12 protein-coding genes are annotated in these 18,095 nt (G+C 58.0%); 6 read left to right on the top strand and 6 right to left on the bottom strand.

Annotated elements, in window-relative coordinates; all coding sequences use genetic code 11:
• Positions 1-24 precede the first annotated feature (24 nt).
• Together H6F59_RS17635 and H6F59_RS17630 are read right to left on the bottom strand one after the other, a co-directional pair.
• Positions 25-1,029 (bottom strand): hypothetical protein, encoded by a 1,005-nt coding sequence (locus tag H6F59_RS17635; RefSeq protein ID WP_242021532.1) that lies wholly within the window; start codon positions 1,027-1,029, stop codon positions 25-27.
• Between the two features lie 156 nt (positions 1,030-1,185).
• Positions 1,186-1,989 (bottom strand): DUF1206 domain-containing protein, encoded by an 804-nt coding sequence (locus H6F59_RS17630; RefSeq protein WP_190702944.1) that lies wholly within the window; start codon positions 1,987-1,989, stop codon positions 1,186-1,188.
• Between the two features lie 569 nt (positions 1,990-2,558).
• Here H6F59_RS17630 and H6F59_RS17625 point away from each other — a divergent pair.
• Positions 2,559-6,077, top strand: coding sequence for a DNA polymerase III subunit alpha (locus H6F59_RS17625; RefSeq protein ID WP_190702941.1), 3,519 nt, complete (start codon positions 2,559-2,561; stop codon positions 6,075-6,077).
• A gap of 85 nt (positions 6,078-6,162) precedes the next feature.
• Here the strand turns inward: H6F59_RS17625 and H6F59_RS17620 are convergent, their stop codons facing one another.
• From H6F59_RS17620 to H6F59_RS17610, 3 genes are all read right to left on the bottom strand, one after another.
• Complete coding sequence (locus H6F59_RS17620) at positions 6,163-7,311, bottom strand: PotD/PotF family extracellular solute-binding protein (protein WP_190702937.1); 1,149 nt, start codon at positions 7,309-7,311, stop codon at positions 6,163-6,165.
• Positions 7,312-7,485: 174 nt separating this feature from the next.
• Entirely contained in the window at positions 7,486-7,818 is a 333-nt protein-coding gene (locus tag H6F59_RS17615) for a TMEM14 family protein (RefSeq protein WP_190702934.1), read from the bottom strand.
• Between the two features lie 39 nt (positions 7,819-7,857).
• On the bottom strand, positions 7,858-9,210 hold the full coding sequence (locus H6F59_RS17610; RefSeq protein WP_190702931.1) for an AmpG family muropeptide MFS transporter: 1,353 nt from the start codon (positions 9,208-9,210) through the stop codon (positions 7,858-7,860).
• A gap of 491 nt (positions 9,211-9,701) precedes the next feature.
• Here H6F59_RS17610 and H6F59_RS17605 point away from each other — a divergent pair, with 491 nt between their 5' ends.
• Both H6F59_RS17605 and H6F59_RS17600 read left to right on the top strand, forming a co-directional pair.
• Positions 9,702-10,643, top strand: coding sequence for a hypothetical protein (locus H6F59_RS17605; protein WP_190702928.1), 942 nt, complete (start codon positions 9,702-9,704; stop codon positions 10,641-10,643).
• 71 nt (positions 10,644-10,714) lie between these two features.
• The gene (locus H6F59_RS17600) at positions 10,715-11,281 is read left to right on the top strand and encodes an OsmC family protein (protein ID WP_190702926.1); all 567 of its coding nucleotides are present in this window, start codon (positions 10,715-10,717) and stop codon (positions 11,279-11,281) included.
• A gap of 198 nt (positions 11,282-11,479) precedes the next feature.
• Here the strand turns inward: H6F59_RS17600 and H6F59_RS17595 are convergent, their stop codons facing one another.
• Positions 11,480-12,268: a pentapeptide repeat-containing protein gene (locus H6F59_RS17595; RefSeq protein ID WP_190702924.1), complete on the bottom strand. Its 789-nt coding sequence runs from the start codon at positions 12,266-12,268 to the stop codon at positions 11,480-11,482.
• Positions 12,269-12,440: 172 nt separating this feature from the next.
• Here H6F59_RS17595 and H6F59_RS17590 point away from each other — a divergent pair, with 172 nt between their 5' ends.
• The 3 genes from H6F59_RS17590 to H6F59_RS17580 all read left to right on the top strand — a co-directional run bounded on the left by H6F59_RS17590 (position 12,441) and on the right by H6F59_RS17580 (position 18,040).
• A complete protein-coding gene (locus H6F59_RS17590; RefSeq protein WP_190702920.1) occupies positions 12,441-14,264 on the top strand; it encodes a hypothetical protein in 1,824 nt (607 codons plus the stop codon).
• On the top strand, positions 14,261-16,255 hold the full coding sequence (locus H6F59_RS17585) for a DUF3685 domain-containing protein (protein ID WP_190702917.1): 1,995 nt from the start codon (positions 14,261-14,263) through the stop codon (positions 16,253-16,255). The genes H6F59_RS17590 and H6F59_RS17585 overlap by 4 nt, the downstream gene beginning before the upstream one ends.
• A gap of 264 nt (positions 16,256-16,519) precedes the next feature.
• Positions 16,520-18,040 (top strand): glycosyltransferase, encoded by a 1,521-nt coding sequence (locus tag H6F59_RS17580; protein ID WP_190702914.1) that lies wholly within the window; start codon positions 16,520-16,522, stop codon positions 18,038-18,040.
• Positions 18,041-18,095: the final 55 nt, after the last annotated feature.

The raw sequence follows: 18,095 nt of genomic DNA, 5'->3' as shown, positions 1-18,095 counted from the left end.
CTTTTTTCTTTAAAGTTTGTTTTCCTAAAGGTCGTTGCAATCAACTCTCGCCAAATTTTGCGATGGCAAAGGCGGTACTAGTTCAACCAGCGCTAACAGCGTTAAACTCAAAGGCCACAAAAAATACTGTAGAAATAGCACTGAGTTGAAGTAAAGAAACACCATCATTACCACAGCGGAGGAAGCCAAGATAGTGATTCTTTCTTTCCAGAAGCTCAGATAAACCAGCCCCATCAGCAATAGCATCAGCAGCTTAGCCTTTAGACCTACCAACCAAGGCATGTTTTGAGAGAAAATCACGTCAAGGGAAGGCGCACCTTCAACATGCAAGCTGCCGGCACGAGTAGCCGAAAAGAGAATGGACTTAAAAAAACCTTCCGTATTCCAGAATAAAAACGGTAGCGAGGTTAAAACTGGAACACTTAGGATGATCAGAAAGCTCCAACCTACTGTTTGAATTCGTCTATCTTTAGTGCCGTTGACCCAGAGGTGGACCAAATAAAGTGGCAGCAGGAAGATCGCAATCTGTTTGATCCCTAGGGAAATGCTAAAGGCCAGCAATGACAGCCTGGGTTTCTCTGTCAAGAGCACTAAAGAAAGCATCAAAAAAAAGACGGCTGCGAATTCAAGATGGTGAACCCTTGTAACATAGACGCTCCATCGACCCAACAGGAGAATAGCGGAGGCGGTAAAACCGAGCAGCCACAGGCCTCGCGCACAGAAATATCTCAATGCCAAGGCGACTATGCCCATGTGAAACGAAAACGAAAGCGGTCGCCATAAATAGAGCCAGTCTAAAAATTCTGAAAACCCAATTTTTTGAACCAGGGCAGAGAGGAGATAGGCCAAAGGAAAGTAGGTGGCGTACTTATCGTTGTCCCTCATGTCGCTAGCCAAAACTCTGGTGTAGGGGTTTTCTCCAGCAATAATTCTTTTGCCTTCTAGCCAGATGTAGTAAATGTCTTCACCCATCAAATCGTTGGCGGGTGTAAACCAAAAGCTAATATGCATTAGCAGGCCCGTGACCATTAGTGGCAGGAGCGCTAGCCAATAGCGTTTATCCCATCTGTGTCGCTGTAGCATAGCTAATTGCTCATCTCAAACCTACTGGTATAGCGACCCTACAAGCTGACGACTTTAGTTTTTCCAAAATGGCTCATTGCTGGTATTTGCAATTCGCAGAGATTAATCGTTTTTGGCTGCGGCTGGCGGGTTGAGCGTTGGAAACTGGCGATAGCAGGCTGCAACAATCATATAGACGGCGTAGGCCAAAAAGCCAAATGCGATCGCGCCCAGCCAGTATTCGCCCAAAAATTCTTCATCTAGCTCGTCAAACACATTGCCCAGCCCACCGGCAGATTTATCGTCAACCAGATAGGCGGCTTTGATCAGGTATGCCCCAATTAAAACGAAGCCAACTCCGCGAGCCGTAATGCCAACTTTGCCGATGACTATTACCCATCGCCTAATAGGGCGAGAGAGGTCGCGATGAAAATCGTTGATGTAGCCACCGGAGGCGGCCCCGTAAATATAGAGGCAACCCACTGCCATAACGCCAAAACCAGCGCCCAAAAGCATCCAGGGGCCTACCTCTCGCTCAAATAGAACGGAGGCCAGACCTTCTATCGTGTCGTCAAAATCGACAACCAAGTTAAGGGACAGTTTAGCCGCGCTCCGAGCAAGGCCTAGGTAGGTTAGACCACTGACAACATAGCCGCAGCGCTGGAGCACCTGGCGAATGTTCAACGCTTCTGTCTGACCCGGGTCAATACTGGCCTGTATTGAGCGCCACAGAACATAACCAAGCAGGCCAAACGCTAGCAGTCCAAGTATCCCACTACCCAAGGGCCAACGCTCCAGGTCGGCGAGCACCGCCTCACTACCCGCCACGATAGGCTGGTCGTGAATAATATCGTTGAGGGCGAATAGACCGATCAGGCCATAGAACGCGCCTTTGGTGCCATGGCCCAAACGCATATACCATCGCACCCAGGGCCGTTTGAAAAGTTTTAAGAGCTGCCGCTGTGCTAAACGAACTAAGCCCTGTAAAAGCGCCAGTATCAGCTTGACATTACCCATTGAAGCGCTGTGCCAGCCAAGCCAGATCAATCTGTAAGCCGATCAAGTTAGTCCCTCGACTCAAATAGTTTTCAGGCTTAAGTCTATCTGCCTGGCCATGGAGTTGAGCGTTTATCGCCAGCTTTATTCGTTCAAGTGGCAAAAGCAGCGATCGCGAGCCGGTTTCTGAAGTGAGCTTGAACTGGGTACGGTTGCTTACGGTTTAGACCTGATTTAGCCGGCTTTCCTCAGGCATCCCTAGCGACGCCAGACGCCACTAGAGCGATCAAGCTGCTGCCGCCTGACCTGGGACCTTGGCCGCGAGGGCAAGATCTAGGGCACGCCATATATGGCGGTTTAAATTTCTATATTTCTTGAGATTCGCTAGATGTAGTTCTATAATCCGCTAACCTTAGGAGCAGCTTGGGGGCCTTCGGGTTGAGGAAAACCTGACTCCTAACCCGCTGATGCAGTAAGATGTACTATTATACCGCGGCGCTATGTCCTTTGTTGGTCTCCACATCCACAGTGCCTACAGCCTACTTGACGGGGCCAGCCAGCTGCCCCAGCTAGTAGCGCGGGCTAAGGAATTGGATATGCCGGCGATCGCTCTCACCGACCACGGGGTGATGTATGGCGCGATCGAGCTGATTAAGGTCTGTAAAGGGGTGGGCATCAAGCCGATCATCGGCAACGAGATGTACCTAATCAACGGCGACATTTCGCAGCAGCAGCGCCGCCCCCGCTACCACCAGGTGGTGTTAGCCAAAAATACCCAAGGCTACAAAAACCTGGTCAAGCTCACCACTATCTCTCACCTACAGGGAGTACAGGGCAAGGGCATTTTTTCGCGCCCCTGCATTAACAAAGACCTGCTAGAGCAGTATCACGAAGGGTTGATCGTCACTAGCGCCTGCCTTGGTGGCGAAGTACCCCAGGCGATTTTGCAGAAGCGGCCCGATGTGGCCCGCAAGGTGGCCCAGTGGTACAAAGACCTGTTCGGCGAAGACTACTACCTCGAAATTCAAGACCACGGCTCTCCTGAGGACCGGGTGGTGAATGTGGAGCTGCTGAAGATCGCCCGCGAGATGGACATAAAAGTCATCTGCACCAACGACTCCCACTACATCTCCTGCAACGATGTGGAGGCCCACGACGCGCTGCTTTGCATTCAGACCGGCAAGCTGCTGACCGAGGATAAGCGCCTGCGCTACAGCGGCACAGAATACCTAAAGTCTGCCGATGAGATGCGGCAGCTGTTCCGCGATCACATTGAGCCGGAGGTGATTGAGGAATCGATCGCCAACACCCTTGAAGTTGCTGACAAGATCGAAGAGTACACCGGCATCCTCGGTCAGTCGCGCATTCCTGACTTCCCCATTCCCGCTGAGTTTAATGAGGATGCTGGGGCCTACATGGGTCATGTGGCGCGGGAGGGGCTGGTCAAACGGATGAAAGTGGCCAGCTACGAGGAGATTGAGCAGGAATACCGCGATCGCCTCGAATACGAAATCGAGATGATGATCCAGATGGGCTTCCCCACCTACTTTCTAGTGGTGTGGGACTACATCCGCTTTGCCCGCGACAACAACATCCCCGTCGGGCCAGGACGCGGCTCGGCAGCGGGGTCGCTAGTGGCCTACGCCATGGAAATCACCAACATCGACCCGATCCACCACGGGCTGCTGTTCGAGCGTTTTTTGAACCCCGAGCGCAAGTCGATGCCGGATATTGACACCGACTTCTGCATCGATCGCCGCGACGAGGTGATCAAGTACGTCACCCGCCGCTACGGCGAGGAGCGGGTAGCGCAGATTATCACCTTCAACCGTATGACCTCCAAGGCGGTGCTCAAGGATGTAGCGCGGGTGATCGACATCCCCTACGCCGAGTCAGATCGGATGGCGAAGCTAATCCCTGTAGCACGGGGCAAGCCCACCAAACTCAAGGTGATGATCTCCGACGATACTCCCGCGCCGGAGTTCAAAGAAAAGTACGACAACGACCCCCAAACCCGCCGATGGATCGACATGGCCCTGCGCATTGAGGGCACCAACAAAACCTTTGGCATGCACGCCGCTGGGGTGGTGATCTCCAAAGACCCCCTCGACGAAATTGTGCCCCTACAGCGCAACAACGACGGTCAGGTGATCACCCAGTACTACATGGAGGATGTAGAAGCCCTGGGCCTGCTAAAAATGGACTTTTTGGGTCTGCGCAACCTGACCATGATCCAAAAAACCCTGGAGCTGATCGAGGCGACCCACGGCACCAAGATCGACCCCGACGACCTGCCCATAGACGACCCGGCCACCTACAAGCTGCTGGAGCGTGGCGATCTGGGCGGCGTCTTTCAACTTGAGTCGTCGGGCATGCGCCAGATCGTGAAAGATCTCAAGCCATCCGGTTTAGAAGATATTTCCTCAGTGCTGGCTCTCTATCGACCGGGGCCGCTGGATGCGGGGCTGATTCCCAAATTCATCAATCGCAAGCACGGGCGCGAAAAAATTGACTTTGCCGACGAAATTCTGAAGCCGATTCTCAGTGAGACCTACGGCATCATGGTCTACCAGGAGCAGATCATGAAAATTGCCCAGGATATGGGCGGCTACTCCCTTGGTCAGGCCGACCTGCTGCGGCGGGCCATGGGTAAAAAGAAAATGTCGGAGATGCTCAAGCACCAGGAGAACTTTGTCAACGGCGCGATGCAGAAAGGCGTCGGCAAAAAAGTGGCGACAGAACTCTGGGACCAGATGGTGAAGTTCGCCGAATACTGCTTCAACAAGTCGCACTCCACCGCCTACGGGTTTGTTACCTTTCAGACCGCTTACCTGAAGGCTAACTATCCTGTGGAGTATATGGCGGCGCTGCTGACCTCCAATAGCGGCGACCAGGACAAGGTGCAAATGCACATCGGCAACTGCATTGCCATGGGCATTGAGGTGCTGCCGCCGGATATCAACCGATCGCTAGTCGACTTCACCCCCGAGGGCAAAAGCATTTTGTTTGGCCTCTCAGCGGTGCGCAACGTGGGTCTAGGCGCGATCGAGTGCGTTCTAAAGAATCGCGAGGCGGAGGGGCCGTTTAATTCGCTGGCGGAACTGTGCGATCGCGTCGATCTCCATTCCGTCAACCGCCGAGCGCTAGAATCGCTGATTCTGGCGGGGGCGCTGGATAAGCTTGACCCCAACCGCAATCAGCTCATGCAGGATCTGGAGCTGGTGCTCGACTGGGCCCAGAGCCGGGCGAAGGATCGCGAAATTGGCCAGGGCAACTTGTTTGACATGATGCTGGGCGGTGGCGATACCCAGAGCGCCACCCCTTCGGCGGGCTACGAAACTGCGCCTAAAGCAGCGCTAGTAGCCGACTTTGAAGCCCAGGAAAAACTGCGGCAGGAAAAAGAGCTGCTGGGCTTCTACATCTCTGACCATCCGCTCAAGTCGGTGCAGCGATCGGCGCGGGTGCTGGCCCCAATTAACCTGGCAGAGCTACATGAGCAGCCGGATAACGTAACTTTGAGTGCGATCGTGATTCTCGCCAGCGTCAAGCCGGTGGTGACGAAGAAGGGGGATCGGATGGCGATCGTCCAGCTCGAAGATTTAACGGGGCAGTCAGAAGCCGTCGTCTTTCCCAAATCCTTTGAGCGCATTGGCCAGCACATTGTCGCCGACAAGCGGCTGATGATTTGGGGCAAGGTCGATCGCCGCGACGATCGCGTGCAGTTCATCATTGACGATGCCGAATCAATTGAAGATGTTCGCATGGTGATGGTGGAGCTAGACCCGCGCCTGGCGGGCGACATCGAGCAGCAGCACCGCCTGCGCAACGTGATTCGCAACAACCAGGGCGACGACCCCAAGTATGCGCGGGTGCCGGTGATTGCGGTGATTGGGGCTAACCAGCAGCGCCAGTTTGTGCGGCTGGGGGCGCAGTTTCGCGTGAAGGATCCGGAGGCAGCAGTGAATGCGCTAGTGAATGCTAACTTTCAGGCGAGGGCAACGCCGCTGATTAGCGCGTGAATTCCTTGTCGAGAGATCCGGTTCCTTTTGCATGTAGCCGATGAGTTGGCATTGCACAAAAGGGACCAGGTTTCGGGCGAGGTCGCTAAGCGCTGGTTAATTCAGTCCAGTAGCGATCGAATAGGTCAGACGTAGCTGTATCAAGCGGAGCAATGCCCTCGCAGTTAGCCAGGACCGACTCTGGCGGAAACAGGGTTTCGCTGTCTTGCAGTTCGGCGGGCAGCAGCTCAAACGCCGACTTGCTGGGGGTGGCAAAGCCCAGCTTCTGTACAGCAAAGGCAGCGTTCTCAGGCTCGAGCATGAAGTTGAGCCAAGCGTAGGCGGCCTCTGGGTTCGGCGCGGTTTTGGGAATCGCGATCGCATCGGTCCACAGGGAGCTGCCAGAGGTGGGGATGACGTAGCGCAGGTTGGGGTGCTCGGCGGGGAGGGCGTTGCCCAAGTGCGAGTAGGTCATGCAGAGGTCGAGGTCACCTGCGATCAGGGAGTCTTCCCAGCCAAAACTTGAGAATTGGGCGATCGCCGGTTTCAGCTCCTGCAACCGCTTGAACGCAGCCTCGATCTGTCCAGGGTCAGTCGTGTTGTAGGAATAACCCAGCGAGGCCAGGGTCGCCCCTAGGGTCTCACGGACGTCGTCGAGTAGGGTGAGCCGGCCTGTCAAGGCGTCTTGCCGCTCCCATAGATAAGCCCAGTCCGCAGGGGGCGGACTGAGTTTGGTAGTGTCGTAGATCAGCCCAGTGGTACCCCAGCTGAGCGGGATGCTGTGGGCATTGTTGGGGTCGTAGGTGGGGTTTTGCCAAGGGCCGCGCAGGTCTTCTAAGCCAGTCAGTTTGCTGTGGTCGAGGGTCGCCAACAGCCCTAGCTCAATCATCTGCTGCACCATGTAGTCGGAGGGATACAGAATGCTGAACTGCTGCCCGCCGCCCGCCTGGATTTTCGCCAGCATAGTCTCGTTAGAGTCGTAGGTCTGCACCTCGATGGGGATGCCGGTGGCCTGGGTGAAGCGATCGTAGACCTCACCATCGACGTAGTCAGACCAGGTGTAAATATAGAGCGGTTTGTTAGTGCCGTCGGTGGGAGCGCCGTCCGGATCGGAGGTATTGGTGCCCGACTGTCGGCAGTTCGCCAGGGCTAAGCTGGACACTGTAGCCGTTGAAAATTGCAGAAATCGCCGCCGGGAGAAATGATACGGGCGCGATCGCCCCACTGAGCGGGTCTTTGACCAACGAACGGTCATACTTCCTCAAGGATTCTCAAATATGGGCATTAGTCTACACCCACGAGAATCTAGCGGCACAGTCCACCAGTCATTAACGGCTGGTAGGTTGACTCCGCAGAAGGCCAGCGACCTTTCTTGCCAGCCGCAGCTCACTTTCGCCTCATCAGGGTTGGAACTGGCTCGACTTCAAATTTATACGGCCAACGCAACGCCAAACAGAACCGCACAAAACAGACTCACGATCGCCATCAGTCCGGCGGGCATGAATTTGTTGGTTTTGCGGAAGCGCAGGCCAAAGACGACAAGGAGCGCGATCGCAAGGCAGATGGCCAGAGTTATACCGGCGTTGTAGCTGTTGCTCAGGGTGATCCACCAGGCGATGAGCAAGGCTGCGCCGCTAATTAGCCCAGAAATAAGAGAGGGTTTACTGCGAGCTTTCACATAGCCCATTACGCCCCCGGCTATGACCAGCACGGCGTAGAGCAAGAGCACCCAGGGCGCGATCGCAACGATCAGAAAGAGCATATCCGCACTCCAGCAACGTCTTGCTTCAAGCGTACTGTGTTAATCGACCTCCTCGCGATCGTGCCAGGGGGCAAACACAGGCAACAGCATCAATCCTGGCAGGGCGGCGAGCAGCGTAATTCCAAAGAATAGGGGCCAGCCCTGTTGAGTAGCCCCTCCTAAAGTGGGTGTCGCAGCCAGGTTGGGGTTGCTCTGCACAAACTGCTGTAAGCGCTGGGCAAGTTCACCGCTGGCGGGGCCAGCGATCAAATCGCGCCCCACCGCCATCAGGCTAGAGAGCAGGGCAAACTGGGTGGCAGAAAAGCGGGCATTACACAGACTCATTAGAAAACCGACAAAGCCCGCCGTTCCCAGCCCAGCGCAAAAGTTTTCGACGTTGATAGCTAGCACCATGACCAGGTAATTTTTGCCGACGATCGCCAGAATCAGATAGCCCAAATTGCTCAGGGCCTGAAGCCCGCCAAAAATCCACAGGGAGCGGTTGATGCCCAGCTGGCTGAGGGCCGCTCCGCCCGCCAGAGTGCCGACGATGGTGGCCACTAGCCCCAGCCCCTGACGAATCGTGCCAATGTCGGTATCTGAAAAGCCCAACCCCTGGTCGCCCAAAAAGGGAATGGCCATTTTCGCCGTCAGATTATCGCCCAGCTTGTAGAGCAGAATGAACAGCAGCACGGCGATCGTGCGCTGTACCCCCAAGCGGCTAAAAAACTCGCCAAAGGGTTGCACCACCGCTTGCCTTAATGAGTCGGGCGGGTGCACGGCGCGCACCGGCTCCGGTGCCCACAGCGAGACCAGCACCCCCAGCCCCATCAGCCCGGCCATCACCCCGTAGACCCAGGGCCAGGTAATGCGATCGGCCAGAATGAAGGCCATCGCCCCGGTCAGCAAAATGGCGATCCGGTAGCCCAAGACGTAGGTGGCGGCCCCGGCCCCCATTTCGCGCTCCTCTAGCACATCGGTGCGGTAGGCATCAATGGCGATGTCTTGGGTGGCGCTGAGAAAGGTAATCCCTAGGGCGATCAGGGCGACGAGCTGCAGCACCGAGGCTGGCGTGGGCGAAGGACCAACGGCGATCGCGGCCATTTGCACGGCGAGAATTGCGATCGTCATTACCAGCCCTAGCTGCCCGATCACCATCCAGCCCCGCCGTCGGCCCAAGCGAGGGGGTACGAAGCGATCGAGAAAGGGCGACCACAAAAATTTGAGCGAGTAGGGCAGGCTAATCAAGCTGAACCAGCCGATGGTTCGCAGATCGAGCTGAGCCTTGGTCATCCAGCCCCGGAAGGCGTCATCCATCAGGGCGTAAGGCAGCCCCGAGGCAATGCCTAGCAGCAGAATGGCCGCCATCTTGCGACTTTGAAAAACCTGAACTAAGGAGTGAGTAGCTTTCACGAGGTTGCAGACCGGATGTTGGCTGGGGATGACATCAGAGCAAGATACTAGCAGATTAGGTCGCTTAGCTCGGGATCGCCTTTGCCGACTAATCCGCTCAGGCCCTGTAGCGCTCGATAAGTTGTGGCACTGGACCAGCTGAGTGGAGTCTTGCGGCACTAGCGCTATCACAAAGCCGCCTTCAAATAAGAGCTACTAGGGCGTTGGTTAGGGAGTTCGCGCTGATGGGCCACGCGGGGGATGCTGGGCGATCGCCCCCTCAAACTTAGCCCTCGGCCACCGCCATATCAAAAACGACGTTGACGATCAGGGCTAGAGAAATCAGCCGTTTTTTCCAAAGAGCTAGGCCTGTCTGGGTTTGACGCTGGCGGGACGATTTAGCGACGGTCTGACGACGGCCTCCTATCTAAGCTGAAAACAAGTTAAACCAACGGCCCTAGGGAACTGACCCGATCGCCGTGGCGAACCCCCATTCACGTTCAGGAGATCCTATGACCGCAGCAACCGTTCCGAAACACAGCTACCCGGCGATTCTTAAAGATGCCGCGCGGGTGGCCTGGCAGGTGGAAGACCTGATTGGCCCCCATCGGCCCCTCGACTTTACCCGACCCTTTTTGCCTGAGGCGCTGGTGCAAGCCAAGGCGATTCCGGGTTTGGATGCCGAGGCCGCCCGATTGCTCAACCAGATTCGCAGTAACAGCTATCTGCACCTGTTTGGGCTGGTGGAAGAGTTCATTCTGCCCCTGGTGGTTGACCACGCCAAAACCTTGGGCTGTGATGATATTGCGGCCACCCAGGCCTACCTGGGCTTTGCCACCGAAGAAAGCAAGCACATTCGCCTGTTTCGCGAGTTTGCGGCCGCCTTTGAGGCCGGGTTTGGCCACCGCTGCGAGGTGATTGGACCGCCCCAAGCAATCGCAGATTTCGTGCTCAGCCACAGCCCTCTGGGCGTGGCCCTGGTGACTCTGCACATCGAGTGGATGACCCAGCGGCACTTTCTCGAAAGCGTTCGTCACCAGCAGGATGCCCTCGACCCGCAGTTTTGCAGTCTGCTAAAGCACCACTGGCAAGAGGAGGCCCAGCACGCTCGCCTGGATGCCCTGATGGTTGGGTCGATGGCTCAAACCATGGATGCCCGCGGCATCGCCACTGCTATTGACGACTACATAGCCATCATTCGCTATCTCTATCAGGGCTTTAAGGCCCAGGTGCAGCTGGATATTGCCAGCCTGGAACGGGTCACAGAGCGCACCTTTTCTGCCCCCAAACGGAATGAGATGCAGCGCATTCAAGAGCGATCGTACCAAAACGCGTTTTTGATCGCGGGCATGACCCATCCCAGCTTTGAGCAGAGCGTGCGAGCCTTGAGCGCCACAGGCTACGCCCAAATTGCGGCCCTGACCCACGAGTTTTTGTCGGACGACGACCAATAGCCAAACGAAATGGCTGCGGTCATTACACAGCTTTCAATAGTTCTCTATCCCCAAAATTAAGGAGTTTGACTATGACTACGACCGAGCAAGTTTATACCATCAACGGCTTTGCCCCCAGCGGCGTCACCGAGCTAGTTACCGCCATTCAGCAGGATGCTGCCCAAGCGCAGATGGCCTTCCACGCCACTACGGCTTGGGTAGACGGCACGCGATCGCTCACCCGCATGACCTCCTTCGACTGGGCTGGGCAAGCCTACACCCGCGACTTCTCGCTCACCATCGACGAACCTGAGGAACTGGGCGGCACCAACATGGGACCTAACCCCCAGGAGGTGCTGCTGGCAGGCATCAATTCCTGCATTCTGACTACCTTTGTCGAACATTGCTCTGTAGAGGGTATTCGGCTAGAGAAAGTGGAGATCCACAGCACCGGCACCCTCGATGTGCGCGGCCTGCTCAAGCTGGACGAATCCATCCAGGCCGGGTATCAGGACATGCGCTGGACGCTGACGGTGAAGGGCGACGCCACTCCCGAGAAATTCCAGCAGATGTATGAGGCGACGATCGCATCCTCGCCGAACTTCTGGAACCTGGCCAACCCGGTCAAGATCGTGCCATCCCTGCGTGTCGAAGCCTAAACCTAGCTAAGGTCGGTCTTCCCTCAGCAGTCGTGCGGGCTCTCGCTCGCGCGACTGCTTTTTATTCATTGTGGATTGCGCTGAGGAAGCCCCGCTTGAAAGCGTCTGCACAAGCTTGGCGTCGACTACGGCAGCACGGACCTGCCCTACAACCCGTTCCAGGCAATCTGGCAATTGCCTATTCTCTAGGCATGCCGTTTAGGGAACAGCGCGATCGGGGCTCAGCCCTAGCTCGGCGCAGTGATCGTTGTTGATCGCGCCATCGGCCATGCGAGTGTTGCAGAACCGAGCAGCGCTGAGGTCGGTGCGGTTGAGATTGGCATCTTGTAGGTCGGCATCGGTAAAGATAGCCCCGGCTAACTCGGTATCACGAATTAGTGCTTGGCGCAGGTCGGCCCCGGTAAAGTCGGCCCCCGCTAGCTGGGCACCAATCAAGTTGGCCCGAAAAAGCTGGCTGTGGGTTAAGGTCGCGTTGGTCAAATCGGTTGCTGCCAGACTGGCGTGGTTGAACACGGCTCCATCTAGACGGCTGCCGCTGAGGTCGCTGCCGTACCAATCGCTGTTGCGGGCTTCGGCGCGTTCTAGATTGACGTCAGCGGCGTTGACCTCCCGCAGGGTGCTGCCGGTGAGGGTGGCTTGGCTGAGATTGGCCCCCGACAGGTTGGCTCCGGTCAGGTCAGCGGCGCTGAGCACTACCTGTTGCAGGTTGGTCTGGCTCAGGTCAGCTTGGGTCAACTGAGCGCGGGGCAGGCGGGCCTGGCGTAGGTTGGCTCCCGCCAGATTGGCATTGGTCAGGTCGGCATCTTCGAGATTGGCGCTGGTGAGCACGACGCCGCTAAGGTCACAGGCTATGCAGATGCGGCTGATCAGCAGCTGCCGCAGGGGGTCGTTGGCAGCACCGGGGGTAGCCAAAGTGAGGGCAAGGCCAACCGCGGCGGCTACCCCCGTGGGACGGAGATTTTGGCGTGGTGTGGTGCGGTGTGCCATGGCGTGCAATTCCGATAGGTTTGGCTCAAAGATCTACGATCAAGTTTATAGATTGCCTCTACAATGTGTCAGCATCTTCTGGCTTCCCTGGTTCCCAAAGCCAGTGAGCATGCTAGTTATCAACGCCCAGGCAGTCGAGATGCTGCTGCTCGCTCTCGGTTAGTTTGACGTCATGGCATCGACACCGGCTTCATCGCCCCTGAGATCTCGACACCGGCAGCGCCATGGGCCCAGCCAGGTTAAACCTTGGGAATGGTTTTGGCTAACTACCTGGGTGCTCTTGCTCACCGGGTCGGGGATATTTTGCGGCTGGGCGCTGCTGTGGCTGACGCGGATTCCGCCGCTGCCCGACTGTGAGCAGATTACGCCCTTTCATTCGGCCAGCGATTTGCTCTACTGCGCTAAGGCTCAGGCCCGCACGGGTGAGCCCAACAATCTGGTGCAGTCGGTATTGCTGACCGCCAACTGGCCCAAAACCCACGCTAACTACGCTGATTCCGAGGAAATCTTGAAGGATGCCTCGGAGCAGATTTTGGTGCTGGCCAACCGCTGGGCTCAGGCGGGCAAGCTCGACGACGCGGTAGCCCTGGCCGATCAAATTCCTTTGAATACGCCGCTGCGTCAGCCAGCCCAGTCGGTGATCTTTGAGTGGCGACAAGACTGGGAGCAAGGCCGAGCCATTGAGGCTAAGCTGAGGCCCGCCCTTGCCGCTAGCGATTGGGAGCTGGCCAAGACCCACCTGCAAGAGTTTAAAAACCTCAAGACCGACTACTGGTTGACGACGCGGTATGTGTTTTGGCAGCGGCAGTTTCAGGTGGAACAGCAGGGGTGGAATCAGCTCTTGCAGGCCCGCGAGCTAGCAAAAACTAACCAGATTGAGAATTTGCGCCAGGCGGTGGTGCTGGCCCGCGCCATCGATCTGCGCACCCAGGTGTGGCAGGCGGCAGAAAGCGATGTCGATCGCTGGAGCAAGACCGTGCTAGATGTGGCGCTCGAGCGCTGGGACGTGGGCGATCGCGCCGGTGCCCTAGAGTTAGCTAGCGTAGTACCCCCCACCCCCGATCTGGCCCCCGAAGCCCAAGAGCTGCTAGCCCTGAGCCGTGCCCAAACGCTCATCCGCCAGGCTGAGCCGGTGAGTCAGGGCTTAACCCCACGCTACAGCCACTTATTTGGGCTGATGGAGGCCATCAGCGCCGTCAATCAGCTCCCAGCGAACAGTGCCTACGCGGAGGCTGACCTATCCTCAGAGGAGCAGTGGGTCGAACAACTCACCGACCTAAGACAGCTGAAGTTTAGCGATATGGTAGCCAAGCTAGGGCAGCGCACCACTTACGAATGGGCCATTCGCCAAGCTCAGCGGGTAGAGCCGGAGCGACCCCGGCGCATTCAAGGGCAGACACTGATCGCCCAATGGCAGTTTAATTTGCAGCGCATTGAAGACCGCCCAATCTTGGTCGAAGCCCGCAGCCTGGCCCGACCCGGCACCGTTGCGGCGCTGCAAGCCGCCATTGCTAAGGCTGGTGAGATTGAGCTAGGGCGCGCCCTGCGGGTGGAGGGCCAATCTCTAGTCGCCGAGTGGCAGAAAGAAATTCAGGTGATCGAAGACCGGCCCGTTCTCGATGCGGCGGTGGCCCTGGCCAATCAGGACAAGCTGCCCGAAGCGATCGCCGAGGCGAATAAAATTAAGCCCGATCGCGCCCTCTACAGCCGCGCCCAGGGGCTGATCCAAGAGTGGACCTCCACCATTCAAATTGCCGAGGACAAGCCGATTTTGGATGAGGCCAAGGACTTGGCCTACGGCGGCAGCCTGTCGGCGGCGATCAATCTAGCTGGCCAGATTGGGCCGGGGCGAGCGCTCTACGATGAGGCCAGGGCGGCGATCGCCCTCTGGACGGCCGAGCGAGCCTACATCTGGTCAATCTGGGAAGCTGAGGGTCGCCCTGTGCCCGGCGGCGGTGATGACTCAGACGACAGTTCTTCCACCGAGCCCCAATGACGACGGCCCCCCTGCGACTCATGCTGGTAGACGAAGACCCGGTGTTTCGCCTGGGCCTCCGCATCTGGCTGGAGCAAACCGCTGGCTACGCTGTAGTGGCTGAAGCCACCCAGGCCGACGATGCCCTGGCGATCTTGGCCAGTCGAGCTAACCTGGAGACGCGATCGGACGCCCCTCCCGACTGGACTCCAGAGCCCGCCCCTGACTGGGCCGAGGCCTGGGCCTCCCAGGACCCTAGCCGTCGCCCCGACATCGACTTGGTAATTCTCGATCTGGGCCTGGGGGCGGGTCGCCCTGACGAGCTGCCGGGGCTGCGCCTCTGTGCCGATATCAAAGCACGCTATCCAACTCTGCCGGTGCTGGTGCTCAGCGCCCAGACCGAACCGGTGCTGGCTGCCGCAGCCCGGCAGCTGGGTGCCGATGGGTTTGGGGCTCGCAGCATGGCCGTGGCCGATCTCGGTCGGCTGATTGAGCAATTGGTCGCGTCTGGGCCGCCACTCGCCAGGGGCCTAAGCCCAATTTCGAGCAGTCAGCGTCCCTTGATCACCATGCGGGATGGCACCACTGGCAGAAGTTTACCGGTACCCAATGCCCTAGCCGCCCTACGCATCAGCATGCGGCGATCGTCGGTGCAGCAAATTGAGGCCGTGATGGCCCAGATCGAGGCAGAGCAGCGACGCGGGCGCGGCTCGCTGCTGTCGGAGGCGGTGCTGGCGGGGCGTTACCGTGAACTGCGGGCGGCCCGCTGGCTGGTGCGGCGACTGCTGGCTACCCCTGACTTCTCTGACCAGGGGCAGCCCGTGGAGCCTCCCGTTGTACGGCCCCGAACGGAGCCAGGGGAGCTGTCTTTTCCCTGGGAGAACGAGGTGCCGCCAGGGTCACCGGGAACCAGGGTTAGGCCCACGCAACGACCCGAGAATGCCCTAGCGAATCGCGAAGCGTTCGGGAACCGACTCGAAACGAGTAGCCGTACCGGAATCGCCACCGAAGATCGCCTAGCCCTCAACCAGGGCGACCTGGCTACTCTGGTGTTTGAGCGGGTGTTTCGCAAATTGCAGGGGCTGCTCGATAACACCAGCGATGTGCCGCTGGAGTCTGACATTCTGCGCGACGACAAAAAGCGGGAGCTGCTCTACCTAGTGCTACGCAAGGTTGAAGACGCCCTTGCCTACCTCCGTGAGGCCCAGGTGCTGCCGGGGCAGCTGCCTGAGAAAAGCTCCCTGGTGCTGCAAGACTTGTGGCAGGCTGCCGTAACCGATTTTTTTGGCCGCTACTACACTCTTCAGGTCAATACCTTAGAGCAGCCCGTGGTGCCAACCCTGCTGACCGAGGCCCCCGTAGTGCAGGGGGCAATTTTAGACCGGCTGCCCCTGGTGCCGATGCTGCTGGGGCATCTGCTATTTAACGAGTCGATGGTGGTGGACGGCGGCCTTTACCAGGCCGCGACTCCCGAGGCGATGGCCCGCAGCCAGGAGCTGCTAGAGCACCTGGTGATTCAGCTAGCCAACGCCGTGGTGCAGCCCATGCTCAACCACTTTGCCGACGTGGAGCTGATGAAGAAAAACCTCTACCACCGCCGCATGATGACTAGCCGCGACATTGAGCGCTTTCGCAACGACCTGTCCTGGCGCTACCGTTGGGATGGACTGATCAATGAACCCCGAGCGATTTTTGAGAGTCAGCACCGGCTGTTTGGCTTCACCGAGCGGGGCATTCAGTACCAGACGATCTACGTGCCCCGGCGGGAGGAGCTGGAGCAGCTTTCGGGCCTACAGCGGGCAGTAACCTTGGCGGTGGAAGCTCGCGATGCGATCGCCCCTCGATTTCGCTCGGCGGTTTCGCTGGTGGGCAGCGGTATTGTGTACGTGCTGACCGACGTGATTGGCCGGGGCATTGGGCTGATTGGGCGGGGCATTTTGCGCGGGGTCGGCGGTGCCTGGCGCGACCCTCGCTACCGCCGCGATGCCCAAGAAAGTGACCTGCGAGACTAGCTGTGACTTCGACTACTCTAACTTTGTTTCGATCGCCGAGGGTGCCAGTGCTAGCAATCGCTCCAACGGGTCATCCAAAATTTACTTTTTTTTGGGACAATCAGCAGGTGCAAGCTGCTTACGAGGGATTTACAGGTATCTATGGCACCTATATCAGCTCACCCTGGCTGGGCTGGTACAGTGTTTCATGGTTGTTAGCGGCAAAGATATGTCGTCAGTTTGCTGGCTTTTCCACCTAATCAAGTAAGGAGTTAATCCCCGCCTATGAAGTCGAGCTTGGCGCTGTTTGCTGAGCCTGTTCTGGCCAACGCCAGACGGCTACTGTGGTTGAGCCTCTGGCTGCTGTGCATACCGATGGCGGTATACATTGCTGCTCTTGACTACGGTCATAGCCTGGGGATACTGCAATGGGCCCTACTGGCCGTTTCACTGATTGGTCTGGTGATCATCAACGCCGAAACCGCCGTTGTGATCTACAGCAGCCGTCGGTCTAACCCCTGGTTTGATCGGGGACTGCTGCAGCGCTGGTGCCGGGTGCGGCAGCAACGGCTGTCGTCTGTGGTGCCGGAGTCGCTGCCGCCCCAGGGCGCCCTGCCCGTGGTTTCGGTGCCCCTGGTTTCAACGCCGTTTGTTTCGGTGCCCTTTGTCTCGGTGATTGTGGCGGCCTACCTGCCCAACGAGCAAGACATCATTGAAGACACGTTGCTGCACTGGTTGACCCAAGTGACGCCGCCATCCCAGGGGTGGGAGATTATTTTGGCCTACAACACCCCGACGCGGCTGCCGGTAGAAGACCGCTTGCAGGTGCTGGCGCGGCGCTACCCAGCCCTGGTGCTGCTGCCCGTTCCCCACAGTCACTCTAAGGCCGAAAACCTCAACGCCGCCCTGCAGGTGGCGGCGGGCGAGATGACGGGCATCTTTGACGCCGATCACCATCCGGCGGCAGACTGTCTTAGTCGAGCCTGGGCCTGGCTATATCAGGGCCGCTACGACGTGGTGCAGGGGCGCAACATTATTCGCAACGCCCAGGATAGCTGGTTGACCCAGCTGATTGCGGTGGAGTTTGAGTGCATCTACGGCATTAGCCACTACGGGCGATCGCTGCTGGCTGACACGGCTCTATTTGGTGGCTCCAACGGCTACTGGCGCACCTCGGCCCTGCGCCACCTGGGCTTTCACCACACCCGCCTCACCGAAGACATTGACGTGACGGTGCGGGGCTTGCTGGGGGGCTGCCGTCTGGTGCATGACCCGGCGATTGTCACTACCGAACTGGCCCCCGATAACCTGCGCGGGCTGTGGTTTCAGCGCCAGCGGTGGAGTCAGGGTTGGCTAGAGGTAGCGGGTTTGCACCTGGGTCGCGTGGCGCGATCGCCCCGGTTAGACGCTGTGCAAAAGCCCTACTGGGTGCTGATGCTGCTGTTTAGCCAGTTTTTTTATCCGCTGGTGTGGCAGGTGGTGCCGATGCTGCTCAGCATTCACCTGAGCGGCCGCGATCGCGACCTCAATTTTGAAAACCTCAACCTGGTGCTAATGGGGTTGTTGACCCTGAGCGTGGTGCTGCAAGTGGCGGTCGCAATGCTGCTGCGTCCGAAGGAGTCGACCTACACCCGCCGCCACGGTGTGCTTTACTGCGTGCTGTCGCCGGTTTACTTTTGGCTCAAGGCCCTAATTGGCATGGTGGCGATAGTTAACCATCTCAGCGGCAGCCGGGTTTGGCGGGTCACAGCCCGCACCAAGAGCAAGCCCAATCGGTGGATGGTGGCCCTGCGAGGGGCGAAGTAGTGGGAGGCTAACAGGTTGGCAAAGTAGCCAGGGAAAGGACGGCAGGGTTGGACGT

This window comes from Nodosilinea sp. FACHB-141, assembly GCF_014696135.1.
GTDB lineage: Bacteria > Cyanobacteriota > Cyanobacteriia > Phormidesmidales > Phormidesmidaceae > Nodosilinea.
Note: the sequence above shows the minus strand (reverse complement) of the source record. Positions and strands in the feature narration are given on the sequence as shown.

Excerpts from the sequence above, each read along its gene's own strand:
- H6F59_RS17590 (WP_190702920.1), top strand. The coding sequence starts at position 12,441 with ATGGCATCGACACCGGCTTCATCGCCCCTGAGATCTCGACACCGGCAG.
- H6F59_RS17585 (WP_190702917.1), top strand. The coding sequence starts at position 14,261 with ATGACGACGGCCCCCCTGCGACTCATGCTGGTAGACGAAGACCCGGTG.
- H6F59_RS17600 (WP_190702926.1), top strand. The coding sequence starts at position 10,715 with ATGACTACGACCGAGCAAGTTTATACCATCAACGGCTTTGCCCCCAGC.
- H6F59_RS17580 (WP_190702914.1), top strand. The coding sequence starts at position 16,520 with ATGAAGTCGAGCTTGGCGCTGTTTGCTGAGCCTGTTCTGGCCAACGCC.
- H6F59_RS17615 (WP_190702934.1), bottom strand. The coding sequence starts at position 7,818 with ATGCTCTTTCTGATCGTTGCGATCGCGCCCTGGGTGCTCTTGCTCTAC.
- H6F59_RS17625 (WP_190702941.1), top strand. The coding sequence starts at position 2,559 with ATGTCCTTTGTTGGTCTCCACATCCACAGTGCCTACAGCCTACTTGAC.
- H6F59_RS17635 (WP_242021532.1), bottom strand. The coding sequence starts at position 1,029 with ATGGTCACGGGCCTGCTAATGCATATTAGCTTTTGGTTTACACCCGCC.
- H6F59_RS17620 (WP_190702937.1), bottom strand. The coding sequence starts at position 7,311 with ATGACCGTTCGTTGGTCAAAGACCCGCTCAGTGGGGCGATCGCGCCCG.
- H6F59_RS17595 (WP_190702924.1), bottom strand. The coding sequence starts at position 12,268 with ATGGCACACCGCACCACACCACGCCAAAATCTCCGTCCCACGGGGGTA.
- H6F59_RS17605 (WP_190702928.1), top strand. The coding sequence starts at position 9,702 with ATGACCGCAGCAACCGTTCCGAAACACAGCTACCCGGCGATTCTTAAA.